Below are 18492 nucleotides of genomic sequence, written 5' to 3'. Positions count from 1 at the left end.
CGACCAGACCCCAAAGGACCCAGGCCGGAGGTTGCTTCCTCAGACACCCAACAGCGCGCCCCCGGACGCTTCTAGTCGCCCGAGGTCAAGTTCGATCTATCTTCAGCCACTCCCAAACACCCCGAAGGATGCCGGGTCCACTTTCGAGTCCGGCCGGCTGTAGAAGTAATGCCGACCTGTAAAGACTCCTTAGAAAGGAGGTGATCCAGCCGCACCTTCCGGTACGGCTACCTTGTTACGACTTCGTCCCAATCGCCAGCCCCACCTTCACTCACTCCCTCCCACAAGGGGTTAGGCCGCAAGTTTCGGGTGTTGCCGACTTTCATGACGTGACGGGCGGTGTGTACAAGGCCCGGGAACGTATTCACCGCGGCGTTGCTGATCCGCGATTACTAGCGACTCCACCTTCATGGGGTCGAGTTGCAGACCCCAATCCGAACTGAGACCGGCTTTTAGGGATTCGCTCCACCTTACGGTATCGCACGCCCATTGTACCGGCCATTGTAGCATGTTTGCAGCCCAAGACATAAGGGGCATGATGACTTGACGTCATCCCCACCTTCCTCCGAGTTGACCCCGGCAGTCTCCCATGAGTCCCCACCATTACGTGCTGGCAACATGGAACAAGGGTTGCGCTCGTTGCGGGACTTAACCCAACATCTCACGACACGAGCTGACGACAGCCATGCACCACCTGTCACCCGCCAACTAAATGACCTCACATCTCTGCGAGTCCACGGGTGATGTCAAACCTTGGTAAGGTTCTTCGCGTTGCGTCGAATTAAGCAACATGCTCCGCCGCTTGTGCGGGCCCCCGTCAATTCCTTTGAGTTTTAGCCTTGCGGCCGTACTCCCCAGGCGGGGCGCTTAATGCGTTAGCTACGGCGCGGAAACCGTGGAAAGTCCCCACACCTAGCGCCCAACGTTTACGGCATGGACTACCAGGGTATCTAATCCTGTTCGCTCCCCATGCTTTCGCTCCTCAGCGTCAGGTAAGGCCCAGAGACCCGCCTTCGCCACCGGTGTTCCTCCTGATATCTGCGCATTTCACCGCTACACCAGGAATTCCAGTCTCCCCTACCTACCTCTAGCATGCCCGTATCCACTGCAGAACCGGAGTTAAGCCCCGGTCTTTCACAGCAGACGCGACACGCCGCCTACGAGCTCTTTACGCCCAATAATTCCGGACAACGCTCGGACCCTACGTATTACCGCGGCTGCTGGCACGTAGTTAGCCGGTCCTTATTCCCCACCTACCGTCAACCTCCAGAGAACTGGAAGCCTGCGTTGGTGGTAAAAGAGGTTTACAACCCGAAGGCCGTCATCCCCCACGCGGCGTCGCTGCGTCAGGCTTTCGCCCATTGCGCAATATTCCCCACTGCTGCCTCCCGCAGGAGTCTGGGCCGTGTCTCAGTCCCAGTGTGGCCGGTCGCCCTCTCAGGCCGGCTACCCGTAATCGCCTTGGTAGGCCGTTACCCCACCAACAAGCTGATAGGCCGCGAGCCCATCCCTGACCGAAAAACTTTCCACCCTCCACCATGAGGTGGCGGGTCGTATCCGGTATTAGACGGCGTTTCCACCGCTTATCCCAGAGTCAGGGGCAGGTTGCTCACGTGTTACTCACCCGTTCGCCGCTCGTGTACCCCGAAGGGCCTTACCGCTCGACTTGCATGTGTTAAGCACGCCGCCAGCGTTCGTCCTGAGCCAGGATCAAACTCTCCATAAAGGTCACTCAACCCGACCCGCGTCCCCCGAAGGAGCCGTCTGGGCGGGTAAACCTAGAAGTAATCCTGACCAACCGGGTCACCCCGGCTAATCAAAGGAACCTCCGCACACGAACCGAGTGGTTCTGTGTGACGGGGCCAAAACAAACATGGCTTAAAGAAAATCAAACACGCGCTGTTGAGTTCTCAAGAAACAACCGCTCTTCGCTTACAAGCTGCTGTGAGCTTTTCCGCCGAAGGCGTTGTGCGTTTCCGCTTTGTTGTGTCTTTACTTTATCAGGTGTTCCGCGCCCCGCCAAATCGGCGGTTCGGGGTGTTTCTGATCGGGGTAAAGCCCGTTTCCTGTTTCGCTTCCGTGTTTCCCTGGAAGCGCCCTCCGAGCCTACCCGCACCGAAGCAGTGCTCGGAACGGTGATTCGGAGGAAGGGGTCGACCGGCCCGGCCGCGGGAACCGCGTCCGTCTCGCTCGGTCTTCCCCAACTCTACCCCCGGCCCGGAGTGCTCGGGACACGTTCGCCGAATCCCGGCCTCAGAGCTTCTCGATCGGCGCGTACTTGACCAGGAAGTCCTTCTCGCCGATGTCCGCGCCGAAGTCGATGCGGGCCTTGGTCCTGTCCCCGGTCCCCTCCACCAGCTGCACCCGGCCCATGCCGAAGGAGTCGTGGTTGACCAGGTCCCCCACACTGAGCGCGGGCGCCTCCTTGGCCGCCTTCGCTCCCCCGCGCGACCGTGAGCCGCCGCCGAAGGTGCCGCTGAAACCGCCCCCGCCGCCGAAGCCCCCGGAGCCCCGGCCGCCGATGCTGCGGCTGGGCGGGGCGGCCAGGGTGGACTCGGCGCGGCGCCAGTCGACCAGGGACGAGGGGATCTCGTCCAGGAAGCGGGAGGCGGGGTTGTAGGAGGGGGTCCCCCAGGCGCTGCGCACGGCGGCGCGGCTGACGTACAGCAGGCGCTGCGCGCGGGTCAGGCCCACGTAGGCCAGACGGCGCTCCTCCTCCAGCTGCGTCTTGTCGCCGAGCGTGCGGGTGTGCGGGAACACCCCGTCCTCCATCCCGGTGAGGAAGACCGCGGGGAACTCCAGCCCCTTGGCCGCGTGCAGGGTCATCAGCGTGACCACGCCGCCCTCGTCGTCCTCGTCGGGGATCTGGTCGGTGTCGGCGACCAGGGAGATCCGCTCCAGGAAGTCGACCAGGGTCGGCGCCCCCGGATCGACGGCCCCGGCGGCCTCCTCCCCGTCCTCCGTGGGCTCCTCCTCCAGGAGGGCGGCGAAGGTGTGCTCGAACTCGCGGGCGACGTCGACGAACTCCTCCAGGTTCTCCACCCGGCTCTCGTCCTGGAGGTCCTTGGACTCGGCCAGTTCGGACAGGTACCCGGTCTTGCTCAGCACCGCCTCGACGATCTCCGCGGGCGTGCCCTCGGGCACGGTCTGCTCCAGCTCCTCCAGCAGGGCGGTGAAGTTGAGCACCGCCTTGACCGAGCGGGCGGCCATCCCGGGGATCTCCTCCACCCGGCGCAGCGCCCGGGAGAAGGAGATGCGCTCGCGGGCGGCGAACAGCTCGATCGACTCCTCCGCGCGGGCGCCGATCCCCCGCTTGGGCACGTTGAGGATGCGCCGCAGGCTGACGGTGTCCTCGGGATTGGCCAGGACCCGCAGGTAGGCGAGGACGTCGCGGATCTCCTTGCGCTCGTAGAAGCGCACGCCGCCGACGATCTTGTAGGGCAGCCCGGTGCGGATGAACACGTCCTCGAACACGCGGGACTGGGCGTTGGTCCGGTAGAACACCGCGACCTGGCTCGGGGTGAGGGTTCCGTCGTCGGTGAGCTTGTCGATCTCGCCGACCACGAAGGCGGCCTCGTCGTGCTCGTTGTCGGCGACGTAGCCGACGATGGCCGGTCCGTCGCCCTGCTCCGACCACAGGTTCTTGGCCGGGCGGCCCTCGTTGCGGTCGATGACCGCGTTGGCCGCGGACAGGATGGTCTGGGTGGAGCGGTAGTTCTGCTCCAGGAGGATGGTGCGCGCGTCGGGGAAGTCGCGCTCGAACTCCAGGATGTTGCGGATGGTGGCGCCGCGGAACGCGTAGATGGACTGGTCGGCGTCGCCGACCACGCACAGCTCAGCGGGCGGCACCACGCTGGTGTCGGAGCCCTCGGCCACGCCGACCAGTTCGCGGATGAACACGTACTGGGCGTGGTTGGTGTCCTGGTACTCGTCGACCATGACGTGCCGGAAGCGGCGCCGGTAGTACTCGGCGACGTCCGGGAACATCTGGAACAGGTTGACGGTGACCATGATCAGGTCGTCGAAGTCCATCGCGCCCGCCTCGTGCAGGCGGCGCTGGTAGAGCTGGTAGGCCTCGGCGAGCTTCTTCTCCTGCTCGGTCTGGGCCTGTCCGGCGAACGTGTCGTAGTCGACCAGCTCGTTCTTGAGGTTGGAGACCTGGGCGGAGAAGGACTTGGGCGGGAACCGCTTGGGGTCCAGGTCCATCTCCTTGCACACCAGCTGCATCAGGCGCGCGGAGTCGGCGGAGTCGTAGATGGTGAAGCTGCTCGGGTAGCCGAGCCTGGCTGCCTCCCTGCGCAGGATGCGCACGCACGCGGAGTGGAAGGTCATGGTCCACATGCTGTTGGCGGCGCGCACGCCCAGCAGCGCCTGGATGCGCTCGCGCATCTCGGCGGCGGCCTTGTTGGTGAAGGTGATGGCGAGGATCTCACCCGGGCGGACACCGCGCGCGGCCATGAGGTGGGCGATGCGGTGGGTGAGGACCCGGGTCTTGCCGGACCCGGCACCCGCCACGATCAGGAGCGGGGAGCCGCTGTGGGTGACGGCGTCGCGCTGGGGACCGTTCAGACCTTCGAGAAGCTGTTCTTGGGAGGACACGGCATCCAGGTTACGGCCGTCCGGTGACGCTGCCGCCCCCGTGCGCAGGGACAGCCCCCCACAGGCCCGTTTTGTCGGGCAAAAGCTCCCTGACCGGCGTCTTACCCTGTTTCGGTAGGGGCCTCCGGTCGGGGGCCCTCGTGTTCTGAGAGGGAGTTTCCTTGAGCATGCGTGTGTTCGTCGACTGCGACCCGGGGATCGACGACGCCGTCGCGCTCGCCTACCTGGCCGCTCGGCCCGAGGTGGAGATCGTCGGCGTCGGGGCGGTCTTCGGCAACAACAGCGTGGACGTCACGGCCGACAACGCGCTGCGGCTGCTGGAGCTGTACGGCCGCCCGGACGTCCCGGTGGCGGTGGGCGCCGCGCGTCCGCTGGTGCAGCCGCCGAAGCTGGCCGCGCACGTGCACGGAGGCAACGGACTGGGGGACGTGGAGCTGCCCGAGCCCGCGGGTCGGCCGGTGTCAGAGACGGCGGCCGGGCTGCTGGTGCGCCTGGTCCGGGAGAACCCGGGCGGGATCGACGTGCTGGCCGTGGGGCCGCTGACGAACCTGGCGATCGCGCTGGCCCTGGAGCCGGAGCTGCCGAGGCTGGTGCGGCGCCTGGTGGTGATGGGCGGTGCGGTGCGCGTGGCGGGCAACGTGTCCTCACACGCCGAGGCCAACATCAGCAACGACCCCGAGGCGGCGGAGGCGGTGTTCGCGGCCGGGTTCGACCTGGACCTGGTGGCGCTGGACATCACCATGAAGACGGTGGCCACCACCGAGTGGCTGGCGGAGCTGGCGACGGTCGCGGGCGAGCGCGCCGAGCGCACGTCGGCGTTCCTGGACTTCTACGCCGACTTCTACTCGGGGATCTTCGGGGTCCGCCAGTGCGCGATGCACGACCCGCTGGCCGCGGCGGTGCTGGTGGACCCGCACCTGGTGACGGAGTCCTTCGAGGCCCCGGTGCAGGTGGAGCTGACGGGAACGCTGACGCGGGGGATGACCGTGGCGGACCTGCGCCCGCGCCCGCGGGACGACGAGCGCCGCCCCGCGCGGGTGGTCACGGGCGTGGCCGAGGCCGAGTTCCTGGGGCGGATGCTCGACTCGCTGCGCTGAGCGGCCGGGGTTGTCCACAGGTCGCGGGAGGGGGTGGCGGCGCGCCCCCGGACGGTGGTCCCATGGATAAGGGGGGTCCCCGGGGCCCCTGCTTCGCCGTGCCCCGCGGTCCGCGCCCGCCGGTCCCCGGCTACCCGCCCCGGACGGGCCGCGCCCGGGGGGGACGCGGCGTCCCGCGCCGGGCTCAGACCAGCCTGCGGGCGGTGGCCCAGCGGCTCAGCTCGTGGCGGTTGGACAGCTGGAGCTTGCGCAGCACCGACGACACGTGCGTCTCCACGGTCTTGACGGAGATGAACAGCTCCTTGGCCACCTCCTTGTAGGCGTAGCCGCGCGCGATGTGGCGCAGGACCTCGCGCTCGCGCTGGGTGAGCCGGTCCAGCTCGGGGTCCACCGGCGGGGCGTCGGTCGCGGAGAAGGCGTCCAGCACGAACCCGGCCAGGCGCGGGGAGAAGACCGCGTCGCCGTCGGCCACGCGCACGATGGCGTCGGCCAACTCCCTGCCGGAGATGGTCTTGGTGACGTAGCCGCGGGCGCCGCCGCGCACCACGCCGATGACGTCCTCGGCGGCGTCGGAGACCGACAGGGCCAGGAAGCGGATCTGGGGGTGCTGGGCCAGCACGCGGCGCAGCACCTCCACGCCGCCGCCCCCGGGCAGGTGGACGTCCAGCAGGACGAGGTCGGGCTGCTTCTCCCCGATGACGTGGACGGCGCTGTCGACGTCGCCGGCCTCGCCGACCACGTTCACGGCGTCGCCGAGCTCACCGCGCACACCGCTGCGGAACAGCCGGTGGTCGTCCACGATCACGACGCGGGGGACCGCGTCTCCGCTACTGAAGGTCGTGTTCTCGTCTGCCACACCGTGGACTCTACCCACGTCGGGGCGGACGGGGACACCGGCGTCGGGGGCTGTCCGCTTCCGGCCGCCCTCCGATCCCGGCGGCGGTCGTCTCGGCGGTCCCTCCGGCGGCGGGGCCGGCGATCGGGACCACCCGCGCCGGGCTCCCGGTCCGGGGGTCACAACAGGTCGGGGACGCGCGGCATGCGCAGCTGCACCTCGGTGCCCTCGCCGGGGCCGGTGCGGATGCGCGCGGAGCCGCCGTGGCGGTCCATCCGGCCCAGGATGGAGCCGCGCACGCCCATGCGGTCCTCGGGGACGGCGTCCATGTCGAATCCGGCGCCGCGGTCGCGGACGAACACCAGCACCTCCTCCTGGTCGACCTCGCCGAACACCGAGATGCTGTCCGTCCCGGCGTACTTGGAGGCGTTGACCATGGCCTCGCGGGCGGCGCGGAGCATGGCGGCCAGCGCGTCGTCCATGGGGCAGTCGCCCACGCACACCACTTCGATGGGGACCCCGTGCTCCTCCTCGACCTCGGCGGCGACGCGTTCGAGCGCGGGCGAGACGGTGGTGTCGGCGTCGGCGGGCCGCTGGTAGAGCCAGCTGCGCAGGGCGCGCTCCTGGACGCGGGCGAGGCGCTGCACCTCGCGGGGGTCCTCGGCCCGGCGCTGGATGAGGGTCAGGGTGTGCAGGACGGAGTCGTGGATGTGGGCGGCGAGTTCGGCGCGCTCGGCGTTGCGGATGCGCTCGCGGCGCTCCTGGTCGCGTTCGCGGATCAGCCCGATGATCCAGGGGGCCACGATGAGCGCGATGCCCGCGAGCACGGTGAAGGCGAAGGTCAGGCCGGCGCGGGCGTTCTGGAGCTGTTCCTGGAAGACGAGGAAGCCGATGGCGCCGACGACGACGAGCAGCACGCCCGCGCCCGCGCGCATGATGCCCTTGGGTGAGGAGCGGCTGACGGTGCTGGTCATCCACTGGTCGCGCTGGGACGGGTTGGCCTGCTGCCAGAGGATGATGCCGCCGAGGGTGCCGAAGACCACGAACCACAGCAGCGGGTCGAAGACGCCGCCGAAGAGCAGGAAGAGCAGGCCGAGTCCGGCGGCGAGTCCGACGTAGGCGATGAGCTGGGAGAGGTCGCGGCCCTTGCGTCGGCTCTCGGGCTCGGCGGCCTCCTCCTCCGAGGAGTCGCTGGGCACGAAGAAGTACAGGGCGGCGTAGACGGCGATGCCGATGCCGCCCACGGACAGCGCCATGAAGGCGAGGCGGACCACCACCGGGTCCAGGCCCAGGTGGCGTGCGAGCCCGGCGGCGACGCCGCCGAGGAGCCTGCCCCTGACCGCGCGGGTGAGCCGCGGGGTGTCCGCGGCCGTTGCTGCCACCGCCCGATCACCGCTTTCGTCCGTGCGGCGGGGAGGATGTACGCGCCCGCCGCGTTCGTGGGTCCTGTGCTGTCCAGGATGCCCCCTTCGGTGCGGACCGGGCATCGGGGGCGCGCCCCTGGTCCTGGCCGGGCCCCCGTCAGGGTGGGTTCAGGGTCGTCCCGGATGTGCTGGTGGGCGGCGACGGGTGACCATGGGTGGGTGAGGAGAGCGCGGTGAGTGACCATGACTGACGACCCGGTACCGGAGGGCGCCCCGGCCGCGTCCGCTTCCGGTACGGCGGAGGCGGGCGCCGGGGCCTCCCCGCGTGAGCTGCGCAAGGGGGACGAGGAGCGGGTCCTGGCCGGTGTGTGCGCGGGCCTTGGCCGGTACACCGGGGTGGATCCGGTGGTGTGGCGTGCGGCCTTCGTGCTGACCTCGTTCGCCGGGGCGACGGGCCTGCTGCTCTACATCGCCGCGTGGATGCTCATGCGCGACGCCCAGGGTGTTCCGGCGACGTTCGAGCAGATGCTCAACCGCAGCATCCCGCCGCGGACGGTGCCCAAGCTGCTCGCGGTGGGGTTGGCGGTCGCGACGACGTTCAGCCTGGTCGGCGGGTTGGGGTGGTCGACGCTGGTGCTGGCGGTGCCCCTGGTGTTGGGTCTCCTGGCCGCGCGCAACCGGGGCGTGGACCTTCGGACGGCGTTCACCGAGCTGCGCGAGGACCTGCGGGCCACGGATCCGCCGCCCGCGACGCCGTCCCCGGAGCCGACCGCGACCTACTACAACCCGGCCCAGCCGTGGGCGTCCGCGCCGCACGGGCCGGTGGACCTGGCGGTGGTGTCGGAGCGCAGCGCCGCGCGGGACGCCGGAGGGGACGAGGACGAGGAGGAGGGGCGTTCCGGCGGGTCGGGCGAGCCCGGCGCGCGGGGGGCGGAGGACGAGGGCCGCGCCCCTGGGGGCAGGTGCCTGCCGCTGGCCTCCATGGCCCTGTGGACGGTCGTGGCCGGGGCGGTCGTGGTGTCGGTGCTGGAGTTCGGCTGGTCGTCCTCGCTGTGGAGCGGGCGGACGGCCGACCTGCTGTTCGGGCCGGAGACCGGGGTGTTCTTCCTGGCCGGGGCCCTGGCGGTGGTCGGCGTGTACGCGCTGGTCGGCGTCTGGGCGGGCAACCCGCGGGGGCTGCTGCCGATGGGCGCGGCGGCCGTTCTGCTGCTGGTGCTGGCGTCGGTGACCGACCTGACCCGGGTGCGGATCGGCGACGAGACGTGGCGGCCGACCACGGTGGCCGCGGCCGAGTCCGGCGACCACCGGCTCACCGTGGGCTCGGGGACCCTGGACCTGACCGGGCTGGAGGACCTGGAGCCCGGCGAGGCCGTCGACGTGTCGCTGTGGATGGGGGCGGGCCGCGTGGAGCTGGTCCTGCCCGAGGACGCGGAGGTCGCGGTGCACTCGAAGATCGGTCTGGGGGGCGTGGACTTCGCCGAGGACGGGCGGGACGACATGTTCGGGGTCTCCCTGGACCACGAGGAGGTCCACGGGGCCTCGGCGGACGCCGGGGCCCGGGACGGGCAGGCGCGGGGCGGCGACGGGGCCGGGGCCCCGCGGATCAACGTGCGCACCGACTCACTGGTCGGGGTCGTGGAGGTGAAGCGTGGCGGAGCGTAGGACTGACTGGGGCTCGCTGGTCGCGGGTCTGCTGTTCCTCGGCCTGGCGGTCGGGTTCGTCATGCGCGGCACGGGCGACTGGGAGTTCAACGTCCTGTGGGTGCTGCCGGTGCTGTTGGCGGGCCTGGGCGCGGCCGGGGCGGCCCGAGCGCTCGCCCGGCACCGGCGCGAGCGGCCTGCCGGGAAGAGCCGCTCCGACACCTTGGAGTGACGGACACGCCCCCGTGAGGCGGGGCCGCGAGAGCCACAACGGAAAACACAGGGACCCGCTGGGGACGCGGGAAACGCGGGGCGCCGACCGGGACGGGGAGGCGCCCCGCGGCTTGTCCTCCGGAGGCGGGCGGCGGGCGCGGCCCCTGTTCGGACGTCCGGGGAACCCACCGCAGGCGGGCGGGTCGGATGCTCCCGGCCAGTCCCCGGCCGCCCGGGTCGGGCCCGGTCCGCCGTGTCTCAGGGCCGCGGGCGCTGCTCGGCGATGGCCGCGAACGCGGTCACGTCCAGCGACTCGCCCCGGGCGGAGGGGTCCACGCCCGCCGCGCGCAGGGCGGTCTCGGCGGCGGGCGGCGAACCGGCCCATCCGGCCAGGGCGGCGCGCAGGGTCTTGCGGCGCTGCGCGAAGGCGGCGTCGATCACTTGGAAGACCTCCTCGCGGCTCGCCGTGGTGGCGGGCGGCGGGCGGCGGATGAGTTCGACCAGCCCGGAGTCGACGTTGGGGGCGGGCCAGAACACGTTGCGGCCGACCGCTCCCGCGCGGCGGGCCCCGGCGTACCAGGCGACCTTGGCCGAGGGCACCCCGTAGACGCGGCCGCCCGGGGAGGCGGTGACGCGGTCGGCGACCTCGGCCTGCACCATGACCAGCACCCGCCGCAGGCTGGGCAGCAGCTCCAGCAGGTGCAGCAGGACCGGCACGGACACGTTGTAGGGCAGGTTGGCCACCAGCGCCGTGGGTTCGGGGCCGGGCAGCCCGGTCACGCGCATGGCGTCGCCGTGGACGACGGTGAGCCGGTCGGCGAGGTCGGGCGCGTGGTCGGCGACGGTGCCCGGCAGTGCCTCGGCCAGCGCCGGGTCGATCTCCACGGCGGTCACGTGGCGCACGTGCGGGAGGAGCGCCAGGGTGAGCGAACCCAGGCCCGGGCCGACCTCGACGACGGCGTCCTCCTCGGTGACCCCCGCGACCCGCACGATGCGGCGGACGGTGCCGTGGTCGATGACGAAGTTCTGGCCCAGGGTCTTGGTGGGCCGGATACCGAACCGCTCCGCGAGTGTGCGCACGTCGGCGGGGGTGAGCAGGCGGGAGCGGTCGTCGGGTGCGGGTGTCTGTGTCACCCCCACATCTTGCCAGCTCCCGCGCGTCGTCCCGTTTGCGGCGGTTCCGGGCGGTGGTCCGTCCGGTCCTCCGGTCGCCGTCCCGCGCCGGGGTCGCCGCCGGACTCGCACCGGGCCGGGGCCTGCCAGTCCAGGCCCGCCGCTCCCGACGGGGGCGCGTCGTCCCCGTCGGCTCCGGTGCCGACCCGCACGAGCCCCTCGACCGGCTCGGTCACGACCTCCTCCCGGAGTGTGTGCCCGGCCTCCCTCCCGTCGCGCAGGACGGTGGCGGTGGTGTCCTCCCCGAGTCCGTCCGCGGGCTCGACCACGACGCGGCGCTCGTCCTCCGGCGGTGGCGGTGAGGATCCCGGCGAGGGCGGCGGGCGTCCTTCCCCGAGGTGACGGTCCCCGGGGTGCTGGATATGGCTTTTCCGTCCTTTTCGGAAAGGTCGGTGCGGTTTTCCCGTGCCCTGTCCGGCACGGGCGCGCTCCGGTGCGCTGTCACCGGAGACGGGGTGACGGAATTTTTTTCCGGAGCCGTGAAGGGCTCTTCCGCCAGCGAGTATCGACACATTAACACCGCTTGCGCGAGCGCTTTTGTAACTGACCGAAAAGGGGAGTGGATCGCGGGTCTTCGAAACAGGATTCCCTTTTCGCCCGCCTTTTTCCTCCCTCCGATCCCCTCTCCCCCCGAGCAGCCCCGGGGGTGCCGCCGTGGCACGGCGGGACCGGAGCCTGCACAATGAACCGAGCGCCGTTCTGGTCGCGCGCGCTCCCCTCTACCGCCTTGGAGACCTCCCCATGGGACCCCTGAACGGAATCCGCGTCGTCGAGTTCACCGGGATCGGCCCGGCTCCGATGGCCGGGATGCTCCTCGCCGACCTGGGCGCCAGCGTCATCCGCCTCGACCGCCCCGCGGCCGCCGACGCGATGAACTCCGGAGCGGGCGGACCCCACCTGAGCGAGGGGCGCACCGTCCTGCCCGCCGACCTCAAGTCCGAGGAGGGCCTCGCGCTCGCCCGCGACCTGGCCTCCCGCGCCGACGTGCTCCTGGAGGGCTTCCGCCCCGGGGTCATGGAGCGCCTGGGCCTGGGCCCCGAGGTCTGCCTGGAGGCCAACCCGCGCCTGGTCTACGCGCGGGTCACCGGCTGGGGCCAGGACGGGCCGCTCGCCCGCGCCGCCGGGCACGACATGAACTACATCTCCGTGAACGGCGCCCTGCACGCCATCGGGCGCGCGGGGGGCCCGCCGGTCCCCCCGGTCAACCTCCTGGGCGACTTCGCCGGGGGCACCATGTTCGCGGTCACCGGCGTCCTCGGCGCGCTGGTCGAGCGCCAGTCCTCCGGTCGCGGCCAGGTCGTGGACGCCGCGATGGTGGACGGCAGCGCGCTGCTGATGTCGATGCTGCACGAGGACCGCGCGCGCGGTTCCTGGAGCGACGAGCGCGGCACCAACTACCTGGACACCGGCGCCCCCTGGTACGACGTCTACGAGTGCGCCGACGGCCGGTACGTGTCGGTCGGCTGCATCGAGCCCCAGTTCTACGCCGCGTTCCTGGAGGGCACCGGCCTGGCCGGGGAGGACCTGCCCGACCAGTGGGACCGGTCGGGCTGGCCCCGGCTGCGGGAGCGGTTCGCCGAGGTCCTGCGCACCCGTACCCGCGACGCGTGGGGCGAGGTGTTCGAGGGCGCCGACGCCTGCGTGATGCCCGTCCTGTCCCTGGAGGAGGCCCCCGACCACCCGCACGTGCGCGCCCGCGGCTCACTCGTGCGCGACGGCGACCGGATCCTGTCGGGCCCGGCCCCGCGCTTCGACCGCACCCCGGGCGGGGTCACCCGGGGCGCCGAGCAGCCCGACACCGCGCGGACCCTCCGGGAGTGGGGCCTCACCCCCTGACCGAAACCCCGTCCGCGCGCGGCCCGGTTCCCGGCCGAAACCCCTCTCGCGCACGCCGTCGCCCGTGCCGCCCCACGCGCCGGGCCGCGTGAATCCCCCTACGCGGCGCGAAGAATGGCTAGGGTGAGCGACCAGTTCCGGCTGAGCGCGCGACGGGGGGTCCGCCATGCCACGACGGCTCGTCACATCGGGGGCGCACTGGGGAACGCGTCTGGGTGCCCTGCTGCTGTCCGCGGCGGTACTGCTGTGCGCAGCGCCCGCCGCGTCCGCCTCGGCTCCCGCCGAGACCGACGCCCTGTCCGGGCCCGAGGGGTCGGCCGGGCAGCGTGAGGGGCCCGTGGTGCTCGTGGGGGTGCCGGGGCTGCTGTGGCAGGACGTGAACCCCGAGACCACGCCGACCCTGTGGGGGATGGCCGAGGAGGGTTCGATCGGCAACGTGTCGATCCGCACGGCCACCTCGCGCACCTGCCCGACCGACGGCTGGCTGTCGGTGTCGGCCGGACAGCGCGCCCTGTCCATCCGGGAGCGCTTCACGGTGTGCGAGGCCGCCCCGGAGCCCGAGCGCACCGGCTCGGGCGCGGTCGTCCCGGGTTTCGACGCCTACGTCAGCCAGAACGCGCGGACCGCCTTCCAGGCCCCCGTGGGCCTGCTCGGGCAGACCGTGCGCGAGGAGGGCGGGACCACGCTCGCCGTGGGCCCCGGCGCCGCCCTGGGCGTGGCCGACGCCTCCGGACGGGTGGACCACTACGTCGACGACGTGCGCGAACTGACCACCGACCGTCTGGAGGGGGTCTCCCTCGCGGCGGTCGAACTGGCCGGGCTCACCCGCCTCTACCCCGACTACCCGGACCCGCCGATCACCGACGAGGAGGCCCGGGAGGCCGCGCAGGAGCCGGTGGGCGAGGCCGCCGACGAGGACGAGGATGCGGACGGGGAGGCCGAGGGCCCGCCCGAGCCCGACCCCGAGGACGTCCCCGAATGGGAGCGCGACAAGGCGCTGGCCGACATGGACGAGCGGCTGCGGACGCTGGAGCGCGTGCTGCCGACCGGCTCGTCGCTGATGGTGGTCGGCGTCTCCATGGACACCGGGCCCTCCCAGCTCACGGTGGCCGTGTCCGGGGAGGTCGCGGAGGCCGGGTTCACCGGGGAGGGGGCCTTCCTGGCCTCGGACTCGACCCGCCGGGCCGGGCTGGTGGTGCTCACCGACACCACGCCGACCATCCTGACCGCCCTGGGGATGCGGGCCACCGAGCCGACCAGCGGCCGGGCCTGGCACCTGGCCGACCGGCCGCCGGCGACGGACGAGGCCGTCGGGCGGCTGGTGGAGTTCAACACCGCCGCGGTGGTGGTGGGCGCCGCCATCCCGGGCTTCTTCAGCGGCCTGGTCGCCTTCCAGCTGCTCGTCTACGCGGCGGCGGCCTACGCGCTGCACCGCTACTCCAACCGGCAGCGCGGCAAACGCGCGCGCGTGCTGACGCTGACGCGGGCGGTGGCGCTGGCCGGGGCGGCCTTCCCCGTGGCCAGCTACCTGGCCAACCTCATCCCGTGGTGGGCCTCGTCCTCTCCGCTGTTGTCGCTGCTGGTGTGCGTCCTGGCCGCGGACGCCCTGGTGGTGGCGCTGGCCATGGCGGGACCGTGGCGGCGCACCGCCCTGGGCCCGATGACGGTGGTCGCGGGCGCGACCACCGCGGTGCTCTTCCTGGACCTGTGCTTCGGCGCCTACCTCCAGATGAACTCGCCCACGGGGTACTCGCCGATCGTGGCGGGCCGGTTCTACGGGGTCGGCAACATCGCGTTCGCGACGTTCGCGACCGGCATGCTGATGACGGTGGCGGGGATCTCCCACGAACTGGTCTCGCGGGGCTGGCGGCGCTCCGCCGTGGCGGTGACCCTGGTCGTCGGGGCGGCGACCGTGCTGATCGTGGGCTGGCCGGGCCTGGGCACCGACTTCGGCGGGGTGATCGCGCTGATCCCCGGCCTGGCGGTGACGACGATGATGATCGCCGGGGTGCGCGTGACGGCGGTGCGTCTGGCCGTGGTGGCCCTGGTGACGGTGGCGGCGATCTCGCTGATCTCGTGGCTGGACTACCTGCGCCCGCCGGGGGACCGCAGTCACCTCGGGGCGTTCGCGGCCCAGGTGGTCAGCGGGGAGGCGGGTGCGGTGGTGGCCCGCAAGCTGAGCGCGATGCTGGGGACCCTGGGCAACTGGCAGCTGACCCTGCTGGCGGCGTGCGCGCTGGTGTTCCTGTTCGTGATGCTGCACCGGCCGACCCACTGGCGGATCGGCGCGCTCCAGGTGGCCTACGAGTACGCGCCGACGCTGCGGGCCGGACTGACCGGCTCCCTGGTGACCGCGCTGGTGGGCTTCGCGGTCAACGACTCGGGGGTGGCGATCCCGGCTATCGCGCTGACGGTGGTGGTGCCGCTCACACTGTCGGCGTGCGTGTGGGCCCTCCAGCAGAGGGACGAGGACCGGACACCGGACCCCGAACCCGTCGAGAACGCCCAGTGCATGTGATGCATACCTCATAAAGCACACGGGGAGCAAAGGACGCGAGCACGGCCTTGCGTCGCTCACGTCACGAATCGGCCACGGCGCTGTGGTAAAGTCCGTGGCTGGACGGCCTCTCATGGGAGACACCCGGCGCTTCGCCGGGCGCAGAGCCGGTCCGACCGACCGTTCGGAAGAGGCCAGGCACCGCCGTCCGACGGCCACCCCCGCCGCACCGGCGGGGAATGCCCGCCCCCGCGGGCTGGTTTGCACAGTTGCCGAGGGCGGGAGTGGCCCGAGGCAGCGGCTCGGCGCCCACCGGCGCACCGTCCGTCCTCGCCGCCTCCATCGCAAGGGCACGGGCACGCAGGAACTTCCGGCCCTGGTCCGTACGTTTGCCCGGTGACTGCGTTTCACGCGGACCCGTCCAGCAGACCCAGGCGAGAAGGGCGTTTCACCCCCGCACCGGGGGCATCACGCAAGGAACTTGATGAACCATCAGCTTGGCCACCGCGGTAACACGACCAACGTCCCGGTCGGCACGCGCTCGTGGAGCCGCGTGCGGCCCACCGCGCCGATCCGTCAGGCGAGGCCCGAATACGCCGGAGTCGCCATGCCCGACCTGAACATCTCCTCCACCCTGCACGACGCCGGACGGGTCCTGGCGTTGGACGGGGAGATCGACATGGCCACCGAGCACCGCTTCCAGGAGGCGGTGACCGAGGCTCTGACCACGCAGCCCTTCGGCCGTGTGGTCCTGGACTGCGCCGACCTGCGGTTCATCGACTCCAGCGGTCTGCGCGTCCTGATCCGCGCGCACAAGGCGGCCAAGGAGCAGAAGGCGGTCCTGGCCATCGCCTCACCCATCCACCGGGTGCTCCAGACCCTGCGGGTGACCTCGCTCGACACGCGCATCCCCGTCTTCACGACGGTTTCGGAGGCGCTCACGGCGCCGCGCGCCTAGCGCCCGTGCCGCTCACCCCCGGGGCAGCCTCCCGGACACACGTCGCCAGCGGACACGGCCACAGCACGCACGCGAGGGGCGCGACCACAGCGGTCGCGCCCCTCCGTCGTGTCCGGGGCCGCCGCGCCTGCGGTCGGCGGACCGCTTGCCCGCGCGGACCGGCCTAGAAGAGCAGCAGCCAGACACCGAGGCCGGTCACGGCCGCGTTGACCAGGAAGAAGACCACGACCCACAGGGTTCCCGGCACGCCGGTGAGACGGGCCAGCTGGTCGGCGTCGGAGTGCGGTGAGGGGTTGCGCCTGCGCTGGGCCTGGAGTTCGATCACCGGCCGCACGCCCGCGAAGAGCAGGAACCAGATGAACAGGTAGGCGAAGGCCGCCTGCACCTCCGGCGGGGTGAACCAGCTGATCCCGAACACCACCGCGCCGGTCACCACGATCGACACCACGCCGTAGACGTTGCGGATCATCAGGAGCATGGCGGCGAGCACCACGATGCTCAGCCACAGCAGGGCGGTGACGCGGTCCGACATGAGCATGAGGATGCCGAGCAGGCCGATGACCGACGAGGCGACGTAGCCCGCGAAGACGGTCAGGACCATGCCGACGCCGGTCGGTTTGCCCCGGGACACGGTGACCCCGGAGGTGTCCGAGTGCAGGCGGATCCCGGTGAGCTGGCGGCCGCTGAGCAGGGCGACCAGGGCGTGCCCGCCCTCGTGGGCGATGGTGACGACGTTGCGCCCGATCCGCCAGGGCGGTCCGAGCAGCACGGCCGCCAGGGCCAGCACCGCCGCGGTGACGATGATCCACCGCTCCGGTTCGGGCTGGACCGACAGCACTTCCCGCCAGACGTCGCCCAAGGTTGTTCCCACGTGTGCCCCCGACTCTGGTTCGACCCGATCGTGCACGGGCCCACCGGTGCGCGCCGCGGTTGCCGGGAGACGCGTGGAACAGGGGCCCTTGCCGAACTTTAGGGCATGTGGGGAAGTTCCGTGTTCTGTCGCGGAATGCGAACGCTCCCCGAGAACAATGTGACTTCCTTGCGCCGATGAACTGGCCAAACGAGGGTCGCCAGCTTACATTCATCACTGTCAGTGATTTTCTGGCTACTCAAAGCAAGGATTATTGTGAAGCGTATCGCTGGACTCGCCCTTATGGCCCTGACCGCCGGTGCCGTCATCGGCGCTGCTTCCCCCGCCGTCGCGGACGAGGAGCACAACGGCTACCACGGTCACCACGACAACGGCTGGCACCACGATCACGGTGACAACGGGCACGACCACGGTGACAAGGGCAGGGACCACAAGGGCGAGGACGACGACGAGGGCAAGAAGGACAAGCGCGGGAAGGGCGACCGCGACGGCCGCGACGGCCGCGACGGCCGCGACGGCGACGACCGGCGCAAGGGCGACCACGAGGACCGCGAGGGCCACGACCGCAAGAAGGGCGACCACGAGGACGAGGGCAAGAAGGACAAGCGCGGGAAGGGCGACCGCGAGGGCCGCGACGGCCGCGACGGCGACGACCGGCGCAAGGGCGACCACGAGGACCGCGAGGGCCACGACCGCAAGAAGGGCGACCACGGCGACGAGGACCACAAGGGCAAGGACCACAAGGACGGCTACCACGAGGACGACGAGGACGAGGACAAGGACCGCGACCGGCGCTAGTCGCCGGGTCCGCGCGTCCGGCTGAGCACGGCGCGCCCGCGCAGGAGGGGGCGCGCGGCGCCGACGCGGCGGACCCGCTCTCCTCATCGCAGCGCCGCCCGCGGCCCCCGATCCGCGGGCGGCGTCTGTCGTGTCGGCGTCCGGCCGGACAGCCGCTCAGTCCTCCCGCGACTCCGCCGCGGCCTTGAGGCGCACCAGCGTCTGCTCGATGCTCCGCGCGTTCCTCGCGGGCATCCCCATGAGGACGTAGAAGGCCGGCAGGCCCCTGGAGTAGTCGAAGGTCTCCGTGACGCGGGTGCCCCCCTCCGCCAGTTCCTCCAGCTCGTAGCGCCAGCGGTGCGGACCGAAGTGCCGCCAGGCGATGAGGCGGTCCTCCTCGTACTCCACCACCCGGTTGGTGATCCGGTAGCCGACGCCGAACATCCTCATGTCCATGCCGAACTCGCTGCCCCTCTCCAGCCGCTCCGGCCCGAAGAGGCTGGAGAGGACGGTGTCGGAGCCGTCGAACTCGGCGTGCCGTTCCGGCGCCGCGATGATGTCGAAGATCCGCTTGGCGGGAGCGTCGACCACGACGCTCCGCGCAACCCTGTGTTTGGCCATGACCGCATCA

14 protein-coding genes and 1 rRNA gene are annotated in these 18492 nt (G+C 71.3%); 7 read left to right on the top strand and 8 right to left on the bottom strand.

Annotation, left to right across the window (positions count from 1 at the left end):
- Positions 1 to 193: 193 nt before the first annotated feature.
- Both NDAS_RS25895 and pcrA read right to left on the bottom strand, forming a co-directional pair.
- A 16S ribosomal RNA gene (locus NDAS_RS25895) occupies positions 194 to 1726 on the bottom strand.
- Between the two features lie 527 nt (positions 1727 to 2253).
- Complete coding sequence (gene pcrA / locus NDAS_RS25890; RefSeq protein ID WP_013156222.1) at positions 2254 to 4599, bottom strand: DNA helicase PcrA; 2346 nt, start codon at positions 4597 to 4599, stop codon at positions 2254 to 2256.
- A gap of 167 nt (positions 4600 to 4766) precedes the next feature.
- On the opposite strand from pcrA, the gene NDAS_RS25885 reads away from it, so the two are divergent.
- Positions 4767 to 5696 carry a nucleoside hydrolase gene (locus NDAS_RS25885; protein WP_013156221.1) on the top strand — a complete coding sequence of 310 codons (930 nt, stop codon included), beginning with the start codon at positions 4767 to 4769 and terminating at the stop codon, positions 5694 to 5696.
- Between the two features lie 184 nt (positions 5697 to 5880).
- On the opposite strand, the gene NDAS_RS25880 is transcribed toward NDAS_RS25885, so the two are convergent.
- Both NDAS_RS25880 and NDAS_RS25875 read right to left on the bottom strand, forming a co-directional pair.
- Positions 5881 to 6552, bottom strand: a complete 672-nt coding sequence (locus NDAS_RS25880; protein ID WP_013156220.1) for a response regulator — start codon at positions 6550 to 6552, stop codon at positions 5881 to 5883.
- A 158-nt stretch (positions 6553 to 6710) separates the two neighbouring features.
- Positions 6711 to 7913: an ATP-binding protein gene (locus NDAS_RS25875; RefSeq protein WP_013156219.1), complete on the bottom strand. Its 1203-nt coding sequence runs from the start codon at positions 7911 to 7913 to the stop codon at positions 6711 to 6713.
- Positions 7914 to 8132: 219 nt separating this feature from the next.
- Between NDAS_RS25875 and NDAS_RS25870 the strand changes: the two genes are divergently transcribed.
- Together NDAS_RS25870 and NDAS_RS25865 are read left to right on the top strand one after the other, a co-directional pair.
- Positions 8133 to 9557, top strand: a complete 1425-nt coding sequence (locus tag NDAS_RS25870) for a PspC domain-containing protein (protein ID WP_013156218.1) — start codon at positions 8133 to 8135, stop codon at positions 9555 to 9557.
- Positions 9544 to 9768 carry a hypothetical protein gene (locus NDAS_RS25865; protein ID WP_013156217.1) on the top strand — a complete coding sequence of 75 codons (225 nt, stop codon included), beginning with the start codon at positions 9544 to 9546 and terminating at the stop codon, positions 9766 to 9768. The genes NDAS_RS25870 and NDAS_RS25865 overlap by 14 nt, the downstream gene beginning before the upstream one ends.
- A gap of 239 nt (positions 9769 to 10007) precedes the next feature.
- Here the strand turns inward: NDAS_RS25865 and rsmA are convergent, their stop codons facing one another.
- Positions 10008 to 10889, bottom strand: coding sequence for a 16S rRNA (adenine(1518)-N(6)/adenine(1519)-N(6))-dimethyltransferase RsmA (rsmA, locus tag NDAS_RS25860; protein WP_013156216.1), 882 nt, complete (start codon positions 10887 to 10889; stop codon positions 10008 to 10010).
- Complete coding sequence (locus NDAS_RS29615; protein ID WP_269473035.1) at positions 10880 to 11434, bottom strand: G5 domain-containing protein; 555 nt, start codon at positions 11432 to 11434, stop codon at positions 10880 to 10882. Before NDAS_RS29615 ends, rsmA begins: the two co-directional genes overlap by 10 nt.
- 229 nt (positions 11435 to 11663) lie before the next feature.
- On the opposite strand from NDAS_RS29615, the gene NDAS_RS25850 reads away from it, so the two are divergent.
- The 3 genes from NDAS_RS25850 (at position 11664) to NDAS_RS25840 (ending at position 16213) form a co-directional block, all read left to right on the top strand.
- A complete protein-coding gene (locus NDAS_RS25850) occupies positions 11664 to 12758 on the top strand; it encodes a CaiB/BaiF CoA transferase family protein (protein WP_013156214.1) in 1095 nt (364 codons plus the stop codon).
- A gap of 166 nt (positions 12759 to 12924) precedes the next feature.
- The gene (locus NDAS_RS25845) at positions 12925 to 15276 is read left to right on the top strand and encodes a hypothetical protein (protein WP_013156213.1); all 2352 of its coding nucleotides are present in this window, start codon (positions 12925 to 12927) and stop codon (positions 15274 to 15276) included.
- 586 nt (positions 15277 to 15862) lie between these two features.
- On the top strand, positions 15863 to 16213 hold the full coding sequence (locus NDAS_RS25840) for an STAS domain-containing protein (RefSeq protein ID WP_017567895.1): 351 nt from the start codon (positions 15863 to 15865) through the stop codon (positions 16211 to 16213).
- Between the two features lie 163 nt (positions 16214 to 16376).
- Here the strand turns inward: NDAS_RS25840 and NDAS_RS25835 are convergent, their stop codons facing one another.
- Complete coding sequence (locus NDAS_RS25835; RefSeq protein WP_013156211.1) at positions 16377 to 17072, bottom strand: M50 family metallopeptidase; 696 nt, start codon at positions 17070 to 17072, stop codon at positions 16377 to 16379.
- Positions 17073 to 17339: 267 nt separating this feature from the next.
- Here NDAS_RS25835 and NDAS_RS27695 point away from each other — a divergent pair, with 267 nt between their 5' ends.
- A complete protein-coding gene (locus tag NDAS_RS27695) occupies positions 17340 to 17882 on the top strand; it encodes a hypothetical protein (protein ID WP_232051628.1) in 543 nt (180 codons plus the stop codon).
- A gap of 156 nt (positions 17883 to 18038) precedes the next feature.
- Here the strand turns inward: NDAS_RS27695 and NDAS_RS25825 are convergent, their stop codons facing one another.
- Positions 18039 to 18482 (bottom strand): SRPBCC family protein, encoded by a 444-nt coding sequence (locus NDAS_RS25825; protein ID WP_013156209.1) that lies wholly within the window; start codon positions 18480 to 18482, stop codon positions 18039 to 18041.
- Positions 18483 to 18492 lie beyond the last annotated feature (10 nt).

It is taken from the genome of Nocardiopsis dassonvillei subsp. dassonvillei DSM 43111, from assembly GCF_000092985.1.
GTDB classification, from domain to species: Bacteria; Actinomycetota; Actinomycetes; order Streptosporangiales; family Streptosporangiaceae; genus Nocardiopsis; species Nocardiopsis dassonvillei.
Note: the sequence above shows the minus strand (reverse complement) of the source record. Positions and strands in the feature narration are given on the sequence as shown.

Excerpts from the sequence above, each read along its gene's own strand:
- NDAS_RS25885 (WP_013156221.1), top strand. The coding sequence starts at position 4,767 with ATGCGTGTGTTCGTCGACTGCGACCCGGGGATCGACGACGCCGTCGCG.
- NDAS_RS25850 (WP_013156214.1), top strand. The coding sequence starts at position 11,664 with ATGGGACCCCTGAACGGAATCCGCGTCGTCGAGTTCACCGGGATCGGC.
- NDAS_RS25845 (WP_013156213.1), top strand. The coding sequence starts at position 12,925 with ATGCCACGACGGCTCGTCACATCGGGGGCGCACTGGGGAACGCGTCTG.
- NDAS_RS25840 (WP_017567895.1), top strand. The coding sequence starts at position 15,863 with ATGCCCGACCTGAACATCTCCTCCACCCTGCACGACGCCGGACGGGTC.
- NDAS_RS25825 (WP_013156209.1), bottom strand. The coding sequence starts at position 18,482 with ATGGCCAAACACAGGGTTGCGCGGAGCGTCGTGGTCGACGCTCCCGCC.